At 42.8% G+C, this 17937-nt stretch carries 10 protein-coding genes; all 10 read right to left on the bottom strand.

Annotated features, from left to right (window positions below; all coding sequences use genetic code 11):
* Positions 1-50: 50 nt before the first annotated feature.
* The 10 genes from MusilaSJ_RS24655 to MusilaSJ_RS24610 all read right to left on the bottom strand — a co-directional run bounded on the left by MusilaSJ_RS24655 (position 51) and on the right by MusilaSJ_RS24610 (position 17691).
* Positions 51-962, bottom strand: coding sequence for a M16 family metallopeptidase (locus MusilaSJ_RS24655; RefSeq protein WP_274987420.1), 912 nt, complete (start codon positions 960-962; stop codon positions 51-53).
* 31 nt (positions 963-993) lie between these two features.
* On the bottom strand, positions 994-2619 hold the full coding sequence (locus MusilaSJ_RS24650; protein WP_274987419.1) for a RagB/SusD family nutrient uptake outer membrane protein: 1626 nt from the start codon (positions 2617-2619) through the stop codon (positions 994-996).
* An 18-nt stretch (positions 2620-2637) separates the two neighbouring features.
* Entirely contained in the window at positions 2638-5871 is a 3234-nt protein-coding gene (locus MusilaSJ_RS24645; RefSeq protein WP_274987418.1) for a TonB-dependent receptor, read from the bottom strand.
* A gap of 254 nt (positions 5872-6125) precedes the next feature.
* Positions 6126-7280: a FecR family protein gene (locus tag MusilaSJ_RS24640; protein ID WP_274987417.1), complete on the bottom strand. Its 1155-nt coding sequence runs from the start codon at positions 7278-7280 to the stop codon at positions 6126-6128.
* A gap of 101 nt (positions 7281-7381) precedes the next feature.
* On the bottom strand, positions 7382-7966 hold the full coding sequence (locus MusilaSJ_RS24635; protein WP_274987416.1) for an RNA polymerase sigma-70 factor: 585 nt from the start codon (positions 7964-7966) through the stop codon (positions 7382-7384).
* Between the two features lie 318 nt (positions 7967-8284).
* On the bottom strand, positions 8285-9157 hold the full coding sequence (locus tag MusilaSJ_RS24630; RefSeq protein ID WP_274987415.1) for an AraC family transcriptional regulator: 873 nt from the start codon (positions 9155-9157) through the stop codon (positions 8285-8287).
* A gap of 120 nt (positions 9158-9277) precedes the next feature.
* On the bottom strand, positions 9278-11809 hold the full coding sequence (locus MusilaSJ_RS24625) for a glycoside hydrolase family 95 protein (RefSeq protein ID WP_274987414.1): 2532 nt from the start codon (positions 11807-11809) through the stop codon (positions 9278-9280).
* Between the two features lie 34 nt (positions 11810-11843).
* Positions 11844-14456 (bottom strand): glycoside hydrolase family 2 protein, encoded by a 2613-nt coding sequence (locus MusilaSJ_RS24620; protein WP_274987413.1) that lies wholly within the window; start codon positions 14454-14456, stop codon positions 11844-11846.
* Positions 14457-15438: 982 nt separating this feature from the next.
* Complete coding sequence (locus MusilaSJ_RS24615; RefSeq protein ID WP_274987412.1) at positions 15439-16497, bottom strand: adenylate/guanylate cyclase domain-containing protein; 1059 nt, start codon at positions 16495-16497, stop codon at positions 15439-15441.
* A 627-nt stretch (positions 16498-17124) separates the two neighbouring features.
* Positions 17125-17691, bottom strand: coding sequence for a porin family protein (locus MusilaSJ_RS24610; RefSeq protein ID WP_274987411.1), 567 nt, complete (start codon positions 17689-17691; stop codon positions 17125-17127).
* Positions 17692-17937 lie beyond the last annotated feature (246 nt).

Genomic DNA, 17937 nt, shown 5'->3' with positions numbered 1-17937 from the left:
TTGATCGACATGACAATCAACTTTTATTGACGGCTTAACCCGAACTCAAGTTAATTACTGATTTCAGGCAGTAATACTGCTCTAATATAATTAGCTCCTGTCAAATATTTATTAGCCAATTCTCTCAACCCGTCAGATGTAATATGATTGATCAACTCCGGTACTTCATTCAACTGCTGCACGTCCTCTTCGGTTTGCAATTGCCCGTTAAGATAGCTTAACCACCAATCGTTGGTTTTTAGCTCTACTTCACGCTGCCTAAATGTTTCGGCACGCCATTTGTCTACATTTATTTGAGCAGGTCCTTCTCTTTTGATTTTATTTAATTCATCTAATGTCGATGCTATGAGTTTCTCCACATTTTGGGGACCACAGCCAAACTGTACCACCAAACGGTATCTATTGCTTGGGTACTTACTTATCGTAGCATATACCGATGGACTATATACACCGTTTTCCTCTTCACGCAGACGCTCTGTTAATCTAATGGATAACACTTCTTTCAATGCGTCCAAACCTATCCGGTTTGCTATACTGTAGGGCATATCGCCCGAAAACACAAGTACGACAGTTGACTTAGCGTCTGTGCCTTTATATACCGTCTTAGTTATTTCCCCTTTAGGAATATCAATATCCAGGTTACTTGAGCTCATTTTCTTCGCCGATTTCGGGAGTGCCGACAAATAATTCACCAACAGAGGTTTTAGTACTGAGGTATCTATACTACCTGTGAATACAAATTTGGTATTTGATGCATCAGCGAATATCTCTTTATAAATAGACAGCACTCTATTAGCATCTATTCTATCCAACTTCGCCGCAGATGGCCCTGCCCTGCGAATATTATAATTGCCAAGCAAGGCGCTCACCGTATCATTAAACACACTACCGGGGTCATTAGCACGGTTTTGCAGGCTTATTTTGGAATATAAACAAAATTTAACGTCCCGGGCACTACACATTGGAATGCCCGGGACGTTAATAGCGAATTAATTATTGCCAACCCGGATTTTGCTCCATCTTGGTAATATCAATTTCTCGCTGCGGGATTGGCATGTAGTACATTTTAGGATCGAATGCCCTGTTTTCCGCTGTGATCAGCGTATAACTCGTGCCTGCTGCATCAGCCCACACAATACCTTTTATCGGGCCGCCAAAGGTTAGCTTACATCTTCTGTCATCGAAGAATCGGTGCTCTTCAAAACTTAATTCTATCCTTCTTTCGTGCCTGATGGCCAATCGCATCTGTGTTTTTGATAAACCAGTCACAAGTCCAGGTAAGCCGGCCCTTGACCTGATCAGGTTCACATAGCTATATATAAAAGGGTCGGCAGCAGGATTAGAATTAGCTTCATTGCTCGCTTCGGCATAGTTAAGGTACATTTCTGCCAATCGGAACCATATGCTCATCATTTGCTTGCCCGGTCCATTGTATAGATCCACAGATTCGTCGCTAAACTTCCGGGTGTAATAACCGGTTTTCGTATTGTCGTTACCACCATTGATAGCTGCATTGCCTCCCGGGTTAGTCTGAACGCGGATGCCGCGGATCACGCTTCCATTGTACCATACAGTGCCATAGAACCTCGGCTCCCTGTGCAGGTAAGGCCTTGCGGAATCATAGCCTGATGTCGGGTCAGTGATATCCTTTCCATTGTCCATCTGAAACTCGTCCACAAAATTTTGGGTGGGCGTTTCATCACCCCAACCTCCGTTACAAGTAGGATAATAATTCTGCTCAAATCTTTTACCATTCCCTAAATTCAAAAACCAGATGATCTCATTGTTGGCAAATACATTGAATATAGCCTTGTAATTCTCAGCCTTGTCTGAATTCTGGTTATATAATGAATATTGGTTAAGATCGATAACCTCTTTCGAAGCTTTAGCAGCAGCCTGCCATTTTGCAGCGTTATCTGCCGAGTTCAAGGGGCTAGCAGCGTACAACAAGAGCCGCGACTTCAACGCCATGCACATTCCCTTGTTAGCCCTTCCCAATTGATTGGTAGGGTAATTTAACGGCAGCAGTGTGACAGCCTCGTCGAGGTCCTTCTGGATAAATGCAACACATTCGTCATATGTATTCCTTTGTACCTTAAATTCGTCATCAGGTTTTAGCGCCATGTCGATGATCGGAAATTTGCCAAATACTTTGAGGATGTCGAAATACAGGAATGCACGTAAGAACAATCCTTCTCCCCGTAATCTCTTTCTGGTTTCATTATCATTTGCCTGTATGGTCGGTACCGAGGGTAATTTTTCCAGCAAAATATTACACTTTCTTATATTTTTGAACGCATTACCCCATATATTCCCGATAAAATTGGTGATGTTGGTGGGGCCATAACCGCCGCTGTTGAAGGTTCTGCCTCCTTGAAAATAAGTTGGTGCAGCTTCGTCGCTCAGGCAATCCAACGTAGTGAAGCCGTCGCTTAGCCTTTGCTGATATATCGGAAGTTCCGCATAAATATTATTAGCGAAGTTCTCCGTTTGAATCATTGTGCTGAAGGCTTGTTCCTCAGAGATATTTTCGTTTGGAGCGAGATCTAAATATTTCTTACACGAATAGAATGAAGATGTAAATAACAAGATCGCCGCTATTATTGTAGTTTTTTTCATGATACTATTTATGAGATCTTAGAAGTCGAGTTTGACACCGAAATTATATACTTTTTGTTGCGGGTAGGTGTTGCCTATGCCTCCACTGCCATACTCCGGATCTACGAACTTGATTTTAGACCAAGTGTAAAGATTCTGACCATTGGCAAATAATCTTACCTTTTTAAGACCTGCTTTTCTGAGTAGCTCTTGAGAGAACGTATAACCGATCTCGGCATTTTTCAACCTCAGGTAATCGCCGTTCTGCTGTGTGAAGGTGGATAGCCTGGTGTTATTGGGATTAGCACCAATGTCTATCCTTGGATAAGTAGCGGTCGCAGCAGTCTCCGGTGTCCAGCTGTTAAGCTGCTCCTTAAGGGCGGTTCCCTGCCTATCAAATGGTACGTAACCAAACTGGTCAAAATATACACTTGAGTGGGCCGAACCCTGGAAAAGGATGCTGAGATCAAAATTCCTGTAGTTCAGATCTAGGGTTATGCCGTATTGAATTTCAGGGATAGTCGTATAACCGATGGCTACACGGTCAAAATCATTAACGACCCCGTCACCGTTAACATCCTTGTACTTAAGGTCACCGGGAATTACATTACTCGTATATGTCTGGGTTGGTCTTGATGTGATCTCTGCAGTGTTTTGAAAAAATCCTTCGGCAACAAGGCCCAGCGGTTGATACACACGTTTGCCTATACCTGACTGATAGCCGTAAACAGGCGTAGCCTCATTGTTATCCAGTACCTTGCTTCGGTTGAATCCTATGTTGCCTTTCAAGTTTAACACCAGGCTATGGAATTTCTTACGAACCCCCAACTCAGTCTCAAAGCCCTGGTTCATTACTTCTCCTTTGTTGATTGGCGGAGAATTAGGAAGACCGGCGGCGTCGGGAACCAAGGCGCTTACCAGAATTTGTTTCCTGTTCTCACGGAAAAGGTCAACATTAAGGGTGATTATATCACTGAAGAACTTACCTTCAAATGCAATATTCTTTTTGTAGCCGCGCTCCCAGGTGATGTTCTTGTTACCCAAAAACGCTTCCCGCAGTCCGTTAGCGCCAGAAGGAGGATTACCGAACGAACTGCCCCCGGCATCAGCATAATAACTATTGAACAGGAAACGGCTACCACCAATCTGGTCATTACCAACCACACCATAAGAAGCCCTTAGTTTCAAAAAGGAAATAAAACTTACATTCTCTTTAAAAAATGGTTCCTCGCTTGCTATCCAACCTATTGCTCCGGCGGGGAAAAAGCCATATCGCTTACCCGGAGCAAAGTTTTCAGATCCGTTATAAGCGTAAGTCGCTTCAGCAAAATATTTGAGCCTATAATTGTAGGTTGTCCTTCCCGAAAAGCCTTGCACGGCAGCAGGGATATCCACATTATTATAAGATTTTTGCTGGGTGAAGATCAAAGCACTGCTCACGGAACTTGAGCCAAAAATCCTGTCATAGGCTAGCGTGGCACGGTAGGTAGAAAACCTGCTCAGGCCGTAATTCCCGGCTACTGTGCCCAATTTAGAGCCTGTACCTACCCTCGTATACGTACCGTCGGCATTGTAGTGGAAAGAATCATAGCTTTTTCCCCTTTGCTGATTCTGGTAATAGTTGGCATCATATGACAAGGAGACAGTTGCCGACAGACCTCTAGTTAACATCTCCAATTTTTGGGTAAGCGAAAACGTACCTTGTGAACGTCCTGTGTAGGATACGACATATCCAAGATCCGATAGCTCCGCCACGGGATTTACCCCCAGCGATGTTGCCGCGCCCCAAGACCCATTGGGATTTTTAATAGGGGCCAGATTTGGAGGAACACGAACAATCGAGAAAAATGGCTCGTTTGAATATCTTGGCCTGTTTACCGAGCCAAAGCTGCCAGACAAGTCCAGGCGTAAGATAGTAGAGTTTGTTACGTTAACATCGAGATTACCGCGAAAATTGTATCTTTTTGCCACTTGATCTGAAGGATAAGGTGTCGGAAATGTTTTGTATATTCCGTCCTGAGACAAATACCCCGCCGAAACGAAAAACCTGGCAAAATTGGACCCGCCGGTAACCGTCAGGTTGGTTCTGGTCATGGCGGATCTCTTTCTCAAAAGTATTGACGCGAAATTGTTGTCCGGATAAAGGTAAGGGTCAGTGTGGTTCTTATAACCGTCCAGTTGTTCCTGGGTGTAAGTTAGCGGTTGCCCGTTGTTTTTATTGGCCTGGTTATAAAGCGTAGCATATTCATAAGAGTTAACGACATCAGGAATCCTTGTCGGCGACTGCAAACCATACTGGGAGGTGAGGCTGATCGCCGGTGCCTTTGAAGACGAACCTCTTCTGCTGGTGATCAGCACAACGCCATTAGCACCCCTGATCCCGTAAACTGCAGTTGCTGTTGCATCTTTCAGGATACTCACGCTTTCTATATCACTGGGCTCAATATCTGCCATAGTTCGGCCTTCCACGCCGTCAACAACTACCATTGGCCCGGAACCGTTGAGCGTTGCAACACCACGAATCAATAATTGAGCGTCATCGCTTCCCTGTAAACCGCTTCTCTGGATAGAGATCAGGCCGGGCAGCCTGCCCGCCAAGGCATTGCTGATATTAGATACCGGGCTTTGACTCAGCTCCTTAGTAGAAACGGAAGAAATGGCCCCTATTACGCTGGCCTTCTTTTGGATACCCTGACCAACCACCACGACCTCATCGAGCCCTTTATTATCTTCGAGCAAAGTAATTTTAAGCGTCGTTTCATTGCCTATAACGATCCTTTGCGTAAGATATCCCATAGCAGAAATGATGATAACATCATTGACCTTCACATTTTTTAAAGAAAACTTACCATCAAAATTTGCAGCTGTACCGTTGTTGGTGTTTTCCACCTTTACGTTTACACCCGGCACAGGATTGCCGTTCTTATCTATGACCTGTCCGGTGAGCGTAAAATCGGCAGCTTCACCTGGTTGCTGCATTTTTCTCTCTAAAATGGTGATTGTCTTATCGCGAAATTTATAAAACAGCGGCTTGCCTGCAAAAGCTAGTTTTAAAGCGTCTTCCACGGGGACATTTTTGATATGAAGGCTTATATTGTTATAATTCTGCAGTAGCTCCTCGTTGTACAAAAACTCATAATTAGTTTGTTTTTCTACCTCGGTAAAGAAAACTTTTAGCGTGCTGTGATTTAACGATAAGGTGACCTGTTGTGCTCTGGTACTGGCGCTCCCCCCCAGGGAAAACATGATAATTAGTATAACAGTTACCTTCATTATCTTTATACATTGGGTAAATATTGAGTAAAGCGGTTTCCTTTCATGTTCTTTGACATAAAACAGATATTTCATAATTTAGTAAAGTTTGGTTACAGATTCGTTATTGGTTAGATAGCATAGAGATCTTAGCCAGACAAAACCGGAAGTACTGGAATACTTTCGGTTTATTTTTTTCCGTAAGATCATTTTGGGGAGATCGTAAAACTTCATTTTATCATAGGCAAGTTATTTAGGAATTAATACTTCATAAGTTATTTCATATAAACCCAAAGGGTAGTCCCGGTGCGTTTGAATTTGAGGCCTGTGATATCGGTCAGCATGGTCAATACCTCATTAAGCGACTTTGAGCGCGGGATCTTGCCACCGTAATGCATTCCCACATTGATGGGGCCTAAATACTTCACTTCTACGTTATACCATCTGGCGACCTGCTCCAGAATGGTTTCGATCCCGTCCTCTTTGAAGTGAAAATATCCGTCCTTCCATGCGATTACCTTTTGCAGGTCCGCATTTTTAATATTAATGTTTGTTTTGCCGGTCACTGCCTGCTGCCCTGGCTTGAGTATACCTTCATTTCCATGGCTGGCTACCTTTACTGAACCTTCCAGAAGTGTGGTTGTAGTTCCGTCTTTATTGAAGGTATTTACGTTAAATTTGGTTCCTAAGACTGTAATCTCCGATTCTCTCATTTTCACCTTGAATGGCCTCGCAGCATCGTGGAAAACCTCAAAGTAAGCCTCTCCTTTTAATTTTACGATCCTATCTTTCGACTTGCTGAAAATTACCGGGTATGTCAATTCTGATACATTATTCAACCACGCAACTGTACCATCCGAAAAATTGATGCGGTAGGTTCGGCCGGCAGGTATGCTAAGCGTATTACGCACTGCGGTATTATTACAGGCATTGTTAGTGTAGGTGATGGTATTATCCTTTATCCTGATTTCAGTGCCGTCACTTTCTCTTAGCTCTTTAATTCCTGTATCCAGGTAAATTAATTTCCCGTCAGACATGGTAAGCATGAGTTTATTTTGCGGAGGAGCAACTGTGATAATTGTACCTTTCCCTTTGATAGCGTTTAATCCCGAAGGCCATAAAAAATATAATCCTGTGGCGATCATCAGCATTGCTGCAATACCAGATATGGCCCAAGGCATCCAGTTGATCTTTCTATTTCCCCGGACATCAGCCTCTTCCTGCAGTTCGCACTCGACCTTGCTTATATTGTCGTTAATACGTTCAAGCATGTGTATTTCAAAAGCGTGACGCTTAAGCTCATCCATTAGTTCATCAGGATCATTTTCGGTATCGTAAGAATAATACCATTCATCAAGCCTAAGCATATCTTCGGCAGTGCACTTGCCGTCGAAAAACTTATCTATCAGTTCAGGAATACTATTATTCATTGTTCAAGCAGAAAAGATGGAACTTGGTTTACAATAGCAGAAGTACCCGCAAAACGATACACCCCTAAAAAAAGTTAAAAATATTTGCGCACCCTCTACGTTTAGCGGTAAAAAGCTGTAAGCAGGAAAATAAATGGTACGAAGTCTTTCAAATTGGCGCGAAGGATAGCAAGCGCCTTGGTGATATGATATTCTACCGCCTTTTCTGTAATGTTCAGCTCCTGGGCGATCTCCTTATTGCTTTTATTTTCCTTACGGCTTAATCTGAATACATGCCCCGACTTCGCCGGCAGATCTTTCAGGGCTCCTTCGAAACGTTTATTGAGATCTTCAAATAGAATGGCTTCTTCAGTATAATTATCCAGATCAGCGTATTGCGCTTTCGCACTATCAATATAGGTGCGCCTGACCTGCTCACTCCTGAAATACTTGAATACCATGTATTTTACCGCTGTGAAAATATACGAAGCAAATGCATGCTCTATAGCCAGGTCCGCGCGTTTGACCCAAAGGGTAGTAAACAACTCCTGTATGATCTCCTCAGCGACTTCCTTCGATTTTACCCTTTTGTAAACAACACTGTATAGCTTTGAAAGATATCGGTAGTACAGGGTGTTAAATGCCTCCCGATCTCCACTTTGCAGTCTTTTCAGCAATTCTGCATCATCAAGTTCAATAATTTTCATCGGGGAAGGCCGTATAACTTACATTTGAATTTACAAACATATCTGAATATGCAAACAACTTTTGCCAATTCAAAAAATATCTGTAAACCACCGGCGTAGATTTCGATCAACGCAATTTTGTTTTTTCTCATCAAAAAACTAAAAAACAAAATTCCCTGAACTCCAGGGTTCAACACGAGAGAAGAAATGGCGTCAGAAGCTGACGATTGCCAGGCAGCGATTATCGTTAAACTGTAAAGCATAAAATAGGCGGATCTGACTGCATTCCGGGTGCCCTATTGCGATGCCGAAAGTGTTTTAGATAGAATATTTATGAGCTTACCTCCTTATGTATTCATGCTGATAATTCAGTGGGCTTTTTCCTGTTATTGATTTAAAAGCGGTGTGAAAACAGGAGAAATTATTATAACCGCATTCAAAGCATATCCTCTTAACGCTTATCCTACTCTCTATTAACAGCTTACATGCGTAACCGACCCTGATTTCAGTAAGAAATTGAGAATAAGTTTTCCCCGTTCTTGACTTAAAATACCTGCAAAACGAATTAGGCCCGATATTAGCGATATCAGCAATGTCCTTTAATTGCACCTTTTCTTTAAAATTGGCGAAAGAATAATCGTAGATCTTAGCCAGCCTGTCTTTATCGGCCTCTTCATAAATCGGACTGAAACCTAACGATGACAGAACTGTTCTGCTTTCACACTCACCGATAGCGACAAGGGCCTCTACTAGTTTAATGATTCTTTTAGGGCCTTCTGTATGGGCAATAGAATCCATCAGCTGCCCTACTTCCTCTGATAATTTTCCATAAATCTGCAATCCTCTTTTAGCATCCTCCAGCGTATTTTTCAACTGTTTATTTTCCGGGAGATTCAAAAAGCGTTCACTCCAGAAATCTTCAAAGAAATGAATTACTGTAGAATAAGGTGAAGCTACATCCGTAGGGCCTTCTGAAGTTTCATCATCATATTTCCAGTAATGAGGCAGGTTCCTTCCTACTAAAACAGTGTCTCCCTGGCAAAATCTTTTGACATTGTCACCGACAAACTGTGTGCCTGCCCCCTTATGAAAATGGATGAGTTCAATTTCCGGGTGATAATGCCACCGGCTGTTTATGTTAGGGATCCTGTCGAGCCTGTATGTAAAAGAGTGTTCGGCCTCGTTACTAACCTTAAGTAATTGTGGCTTCATAACAATCGATTTTTAGGTAATAAATATTACGAACCAAATTTTATTGATAAAAAGATAGCGGGGCCCGGCTATTGGGCTTAGGTGCACGGTAGCCGGGCTTTAGCCGCTTAAAACCAGGTTTTACAATCTAAGCTGTTTCGAATTGTTCTTGTCTGATGCCGGAATAACGGTATAGATCTGCCCTTTTTTTGCAAAGAAGCTGAACAAATATCCGTCACTGATTTTTGAAAGCTTTCCTTTGACACCGGCTATCTTCAATTCTTTCCCATACTTAATTAAACATTGCCTGCTCACGGAGGATTTGACTGACGCTGCACTTAATTGTCCGTTATGCCATTGTATATTCACCTGAAATCCCCCTCTTGCACGTAATCCCTTAATCTCGCCGCTTTTCCATGCCGTCGGCAAGGCCGGTAGTATATTAATGTATCCTTCGTGACTCTGAATCAACATCTCTGCCATACCGGCAGTTCCGGCGAAGTTCCCATCAATTTGGAACGGCGGGTGCGCATCGAAGAAGTTGGGATAAGTACCTCCGCTGTCGTGCATCTCAATTTCATCTGTATTTGTATACTGCAGCAACTGTCTGATGAGGTGATAGGCGTGGTCTCCGTCTCCAACGCGTGCCCACCAGTTGATCTTCCAGCCGCGGCTCCAGCCGGTACCTCCATCACCGCGCAGTTCCAGCGTTTTTTTAGCCGCTGCAAAGAACTCCGGGGTAGCCGCGGTTATCTGGCTTCCGGGATAAAGGCCGTAGAGATGGGAAATATGGCGATGCTGGGGATCTGTTTCCTGAAATTCTTTATACCATTCCAGTAATTGGCCGCCACTGCCTGTCCTCATGGGGAATAACCTGTTTCGTTTTGCTAAGATCGAATCTCTGAATGATTTATCTATTCCAAGCTCTTTTGAAGCTGCCGTGACATTGGTAAACAAATCCCATATGATAGCCATGTCCATTGTAGTCGCCACAGAAACGCCCTGAGGCTTGCCCCTGGTGTCTTTAAACTTATTTTCAGGTGATACCGAAGGAGCGGTAACCAGGTGACCATTACCGTCGTCAACCAACCAATCCGAGATAAACAGAGCAGCGCCTTTCATGATCTTGTAAGCAGAATCCGCAAGAAACTTTTTATCATTTGTGAAGGTATAATGCTCCCATAAATGCCTGCTGAGCCAGGCGCCGCCCATTGCCCAATTGGCCCAGACTGGATCTCCGTTACCCACATCCCCTACCGGGTTGGATGTTGCCCATATATCTGAATTATGATGCGCTACCCAGCCCCCTAAATTGTAAAACTCTTTAGCCGTATTTGCACCTGTGACCGATAGACCTTTTAAAAATGCTAACAACGGTAAGTGCATTTCTGAAAGGTTAGTCACTTCAGCCGGCCAGTAATTCATTTCCGTATTGATATTGATCGTGTAGTTTGAACTCCACGGAGCCCGCAATTCCTTATTCCAGATACCCTGCAAATTGGCAGGCGGGCCGCCTGGCCTGCTGCAGGAAATCAGCAGGTATCGACCGAATTGAAAGTAAAGCGTCTCGAGAAAAGGGTCGTAGCTGCCTTTTGAATATTGTTTCAGACGTTCGTCGGTCGGCAGTGATCGCTGTGTGTTACGGAGTCCCAGCGTGTCGTTTAGGGTAAATGACAGACGGTCGAAGTATTTTCGGTAGTCGGATAGATGTTCCTTCAAAAGACTACCGTAATTTTTCTTCAGTGCACCTGATAGATAAGCATTTGCCAAGGCATTTTCGTCTTTGCCCTGGCTGTCAGGACATTTGTCAAATCCGTTGAAACTGGTCGCCTCTGCAATATATACCAGGGCCTCATCGGCACCTGTAACGCGGATCCCGGCAGTGTCAGCAACCACTCTTCCACCTTTAGCAACAATTTTTAAACGTACCTGAAAACGCATTCCATTACATCCCGTCGTATCGTCATAAACCACATGCTCTCTCCCTTCAGGATTATAATAAACAGGGTCTACATGCGCAGGTGCCTTACCTTTCATAATTAGCTCATCGCTTGCCGCTTTTTGAATACTGAAATGTAACTGGCTTTTAAGTGACGCGAGAAAACTGATCGCACCCGCTTTATTTGCAGTGAGTTTCATCACTAAGATGTTGGCAGGAGCCGAAGTAAAAACCTGCCTGGTATAGCTTACCCCGGATGCGCTGAACCTCGTTGTGGCCAATGCCGTCGATAAATTCAAATCACGGTAATACCCGCTGATTTCAGCGCCTGAAAATTCCTGTTTCAGACTTAGATCACCGATCGGAAGGTACGATTCGGTGTAAAGCCCCTGCATGTTTCTGGCTAACTTGTCTGCGGTTGAATAATCCGAATCCCGCAGCAAAGCCTTGCGGATGTCGGGCAGATAGGTTGCTGATGCAGGATTGATTACCTTTTTAACCGGTCCCCCGCTATATAGTGTACTTTCATTTAATTGTAATAGCTCATTCTTCGGGTCACCAAATATCATCGCTCCTATTTTGCCGTTACCAACAGGGATTGCCTCAACCCAACGTTTAGCCGGCCGGGCGTACCAAAGTTTCTTCACCGATTGTTGTGCGAAAAGCTTGTCGCTGCCTAAGAAAAAGAGGACCAAAAGCAACGCCCTAAAAAAAACTGTATTTCTTTTTATCATATCTTTAATCATCAATTTCGTTTCAATAAATTTTTTAATCTACAACCTTCCCTGAGATTTTAACCTCCGCCAGTCCCGCAATATCATTCCGGTCGAAAACGATGCGGATAGCCCGGCCTTCCTCATTCTTGACATCCAGTTCCTTCACTTTCTCACTTTTCCTGTTCTGCGAAAAATCGGCTAACAGGCGCCAGTTCTTCATATCATTACTGATTTCAATTTTATAGTGATAAATCGCTTCGGTTGGAAAATCGACCTTGATATTAATTACATCCAATTTCTTTTCTGTATCAAGTATCCACCACGGGTTTCGATCTGACCTTTCGGCCTTCCATGACGAAGTTTCATTACCATCAGCTGCATAACCGCTGATATGATCTTTATCCGAGCTGCTTGCAAAGGTTGGATTATTGGGTCCGAATACCTGGACCTGTACAGGAGCTCTCCTGCCCGTAAACCTGACATAGGGTTTTTCAACAGTTTCCCGAGTCCCTTTATGATACGGGTACGCACCGGTAAATTCGACCATGACTGTTGCAGGTTCTAAGCCAGGAGAAGTAGCGCGTACGATTGATTTCCCTGCGAACCAGGACCTGTATTCGATTGCCGCCTGACCATCGGCGACACGTATATCGCTTTTTGCTGAAAAATGAATGGAAGAGCCGGTTGGAAACTCACCAGGTCCAGAAACCACCCTTAAATCGATATCGGGACTGTTACTTATAGGAATACCATTGGCATCCAATACGGTAACGATAAGCTTAACGTCATCGGTCCCATCAGTCAAGGCTGATTTTTTATCTGCTTCAAGCCGTAATTTAGCCGGCACCCCCGCCTTAGGCCATACCGGAGGTGGAATGCCTTTATATGCGTTTCTGTACCAATACCACGAACGTTTGGGTAAACGAAAATAGTCTATTATACCCATTTTCCCCAATGCCTCGCCTGCAATAGAACCGTGATCGAAACCACACCAGATTGCCTGCCCGCTGCGCCATGCGTGCTTTTCTTCGCCATTATCTTTAGCCAGATCCCCCCATCCCGGTTCATATTTACCGGGACGGTCAGCAGTAGTGCTGCCATACTCGGCAACCAGGTTTGCGATACCCGGATCCTGGAAAACAGCAAGAGAACTCCCGTCGCCGTTATATCCGGCGATATCTCCGATCCGGTCGATCCGGAGACTGTCCAGGGGGCGTTGCGCACCACCGACAGCGGCCGGACGTGTCGGATCAATCCGGTGCACCAGTCCGACCAGGGATTTCAGAAGGTCGCGCGTAGGTATGATGGTATGCTTAGCCGTAAAAAAGGGTTCATTTGAAATGCTCCATACAATTATGGACGGGTGATTCCGGTTTATTCTGATCATTTCCTGTAATTCCTGCCTGACAGATGCCTCGAAAGCAGCAGTATCTTTTGTTTGAGTAGGGTATGCACTGGCATTCCAGTAGCCTTCAGGTGTGCTGTCGCTGCCTCCGATTCCCCAAAAATTGTTTTCAGCCCAGAATAACACCCCAAGTTTATCGCAGGCATCAGCAAAAGCAGGATCATGCGGATAATGCGATCCCCGTATGAAATTAAAACCAGCGTCCCTGATCATCTTTACATCCCGGTAAAATCCAGTATTAGTAACCGCGTCGCCCCAGCCTGCGTGATCCTGATGGACGTTAGCCCCCTTCAGATACAGGTGTTTCCCGTTTAGAAAGAATCCGCTGTCAGCAGTCCATTTGATAGAACGAATTCCGAATGCATGCCTTTCTTCATCAATCTTTTTAGCCCCTTCGTAAACGGTGGTCACGGCAGTATACAAATATGGATGATCAGGGGACCAAAGCTTTGGATTTCTGACCACAGGATCTGATTGTGTAACAGTGTCTGTACTATTTGGTTGCAGCGTATGATATTTTTCAAAAGCAAGAATCCTCTTACGAGCCGGGTCAAGGATAGTTGTTCTTACCCTGATCCTGGCGGAAACGGATTTGGTATTCTTTAATTCTACCTGCACATTAACCGTAGCAGATACAGGGGAAACTTTTGGCGTACTTATAAAGATGCCATAAGGGGCAAAATGCACCGGTGCGGTTATGACAAGGCGCACATCCCTGTAAATGCCACCTGAAAAAGTATGTTCACCCGCCCTCGGAGCCACATCAGCTTTCCAAACATTGTTCACTCTTACGGAAAGAATATTATCACCTGGCTTTAATGCATTTGTTATGTCCAAATTAAAACCGGTATATCCTCCGGTATGCCGGCCAACATCTTTACCGTTAACAAATACCTCGGCTTGCTGAAATACACCTTCAAAGTCCAGAGAAACCCGATTGTCGCTGATGTGTCCAATATGAAAATGCTTTCTATACCAGCCGTAGCCTACATAAAAATCCGAGGACATAAAATAAGGGATACTAAATGAATGAGGCAGCCCGATACTTTCCCACTTCGAATCATCTATTCCTTTTTTCTGAGCACCGGCTACATCTCCCAAACAGAATTTCCAGTCACGGTTAAAATTCAGAACTGTTCTGCCTGAATTTTTATTAGGCGCTATAACTTGAGCAAAGCAAATGTCAGGGGCAATTGCAAAGAGGAAGTAAAGTCCGGTTGCAATAAAAAAGAATCTGAAACTGAATGTACTGATTTTCATTAACTGGAGAAAAGTTGATTAGTTAGGATTGGGTGAATAACCATATCGTTAGTCTGTTAATGTTTTTAGAAATAATAAATGTTATTAATGATACTGACGACGGTTGTGCAATTTGTATAAATACCAGGCAACTTACGGGGGTCATTCTGTCCGAATAACGGGGGGTAATATCAATTTAGCCCTGACTGTTCACCATAGTTTTAAAAAAAACACAATTATGTTTGAAAGATTCAAATCTATACGATGAGTAATCTAGCTCATTGCCCGATATAATTACCGTTATCCAAAACACCAAAATCTGTGAGGTTACTCGGTTGTTTTACCTGCTCATTTATTTTAAGGTGGCCATTTTTTCACCGGATATTGGAATATTATCCTGGTTAAGTATCGAATTTTTTAACCGCCCCTCCCCAATAAAGTGCGTTGGTTGAAAACTATTATTAATTGAGTCAGTGTAACTACATGTAAAAGCATTTGATGTCCTATACATTGAATTTTGAAATGATGCCAACTACTAATCAGTATAGTCGTAAACCGCAATCCAACAACCCTTGTACACATTAACACAACGCAGACAATTTGCCTTGCTACTCCCCAGGGGTAGTAAACAAAAAACAATGCAAAAGAACAGTGATTGAATTCATACATTATAACTTGAACTCGGCTGATTAAGCAAGGTCATCCAGATGGTTATGTTACAAGTATAGCGGCAACAACAGTTAACGAGAGGTTGTAATGAGGTCAAAAAGGGGATACAAATAGCTATCCTACAGCCTGCCGGCAAATTAACCGTTAATTTTCAGTGAAATAATCGATTTGAATTTGATACTGGTTAACAGCTTTAATTCGACTAAAATTTGCCTTTGTTAAATGAAATAATGTGATTGTCGAAATAACGTGTAGAACCACAAATTGAAGGGAACTAACTGTGTGCTGTTTATCAACCTTGCTAAACATCTTTAAACAGGCCTTTGAACGTTATTCAAATAGAAGGTCGACTCCAACGAAGCCCAATAAGTTCTAAGGAATTTGTTTTTCCCCTAAGTTCAATTTCGCCTAATGAAATAGCGTTCAACTCCACTATGTTCAGTTGATCAATTAATACCTTTGATACGATCATACTTTCCTGATAGTGATTACAAAGTGATTGCATCCTTGCGGTTGTATTTAAAACATCACCATGGTACACAATCTCTTTTTTGACCTTTCCAACAATAGTTGCTACAGCCTTGCCTATATGCAGACCGGCTTTAAACTGAGGAGTTACACCAAATTTTTTTTGATAATAATCGCGTTTTTTTGCAATAGAAGCTTCAATATACTGAAAGCAATAAAGGCACCTGTTATTTTTAATTCCGGTTCTTCCCGGCCATGTTAAAATAACCTCATCTCCGACGTATTGATAAATTTCAGCGTGTGTTGCAAGCACGGGTACAGTTAAATCGTCAAAAAGTTCTTTAAGCATCGAACTATAAGTAATACTACCAAGCCGCTCGGCAATAGATGTGGATGATTGAAGGTCCAGAAACATGAAAATTCGTTCTTCCTCGACTTGTACATGATACCTTCCTGTAAGGTACTTAAAGAAAAATCCTGTATCCAGGAGGCTTTTAACTTCCATGAATATCGTAAAGGAAATTGCGGACAGTATTGAAAAAATAAAATCAATCCAAAAGGTTTTCTGAAAACTTGAATATAAAATATGGTTTGAAATTGAGTCGAACGGAATTTCATTGAATACAGTAAGCCAAAAAAAAATAATAAGGCTATAGGTAATGATGGAGATGAACAGCGCTTTAAGAAAGGAAAGCCTGGTGAGGTGCGAAGAAGCATACAAGCGCTCCGCGCAAAACACACTTATGCCGATCATTGCTCCGGTAAACATTGCCGGACATGCGGATTTCCAGGTAACTACAGCATGATGCTGAGTGGTAAAATAAAAATATGCTAAGCCCATGATGCACCCACCTATAAAAGAAATTAATAGGTCCTTTATCTTATGATAGACGGGTACTGATGGCTTTTTTTCCTCAAGAGGCATACTAGTTTTCTAAGATATTCACTGCGGGTCAATAACGTTTTAAAGGCGCCCTATACCCTGTTTATTCTTAACCCACGATTATACCTGACTGCGTTGGCTGTTTGTACAGTTCTACGATGGGGCCCCAAAGCGAGATGTTTTTAAGCTACTTGTTTTTAATGTATTCCGCAATTTTTTTTTAATTTTATATATCACCAGAAAATGAACGGTGAAGCTAGCTGAAAGCTGATTTTTTGTTTTGGAACAATGAAGCCTTCAGTCTAAAAAAATCTAGTGAGATTATTTGATGAGTCGTCTATATAACGGCAGTTGCTGCAACGTTGTTTTAGTTAATGTTAAAACTGATGTGGATGTATAACGAAAATTTGTACTACCATGGATAATAACATAACGGTGATCAACAGGATGGGTGTAATATATTCCCTGATCATTTCTGATACTTTTTCCATAAAATATTTGTGTCTTTTGAAATATTGTGAAATCATATAGATATGGGTAAAACGAAACAAATCCAGACTGCTCGGGTTGCTGAATCCGGCTGTGTCAAACAATTATGCAATGGGTAGAAATTTATCGCTGCCCATTGCATAATTCAACAAACGGTTATTTAAAAGGTGAATATTTTACTTAAAGAGGAATGGCATAACCAATCGTTGCATAAACACCTCTGTTTTTGACCGTACCGGCGCCCTTAGATTGGTCAGTCAAGCCTAATGAATACCTTCCATCGAGAATAAATTTACCTGTACCCACCGGGAGGGCAAGACCAGCACCCATCTGCACGCCGAAGTCAATATTTCTTGGCTTGCTGCCATATAATTGGGTGAATTTATCCTTTCCACCGAGCTGCATGGCAATGGAAGGTCCCGCGTCAACGTAAAACATATTAAAACTATATTTCGCCAGGAATGGCAACTCCAGGTAGTTAAAATTATAAGCTTTGGAGACATTTTTTAATTTGGTCCCCTTACTTACGTAGTTAATTTCAGGCTGAAATGAAAAGCCGCTTTTGCCGGCATGGATATCGAAGGCTATGCCCCCTGTAAAACCGGCTGTCGATTTTTCTCCCTGCAGTGCACTGGCTGATTGCGTTGTAATGCTAATGCCCGCTTTGGGTATAATGTCAACTGTTTGTGCTTTTGCGCTGGTTAAACCTGCGACCGAAATTGTTAGAGCTAAAATTATTTTTTTCATAATTGTTATTTTTAAACATGGCAAGTTTAGTTATGAATTCATGCTGTCCCGAGCAAAAAGTGACTGAAGTGTCAAAACATATAACTGAGATGCAGCTTTCACTGCTTGAAATTCAACTGGATTAATTATCAGCAGGAAGAATTCTGCTCTGTATCTTTATTCAACGGCTTATTGTAAACGTTAGGGATAATAACGTACCTTTTGAAGGCCTTGCTAAATTATTCCATGCCGCATCATACGCGCCCA

Source organism: Mucilaginibacter sp. SJ, assembly GCF_028993635.1.
Lineage (GTDB): Bacteria > Bacteroidota > Bacteroidia > Sphingobacteriales > Sphingobacteriaceae > Mucilaginibacter.
This window is presented reverse-complemented; position numbering and strand designations above follow the sequence as displayed.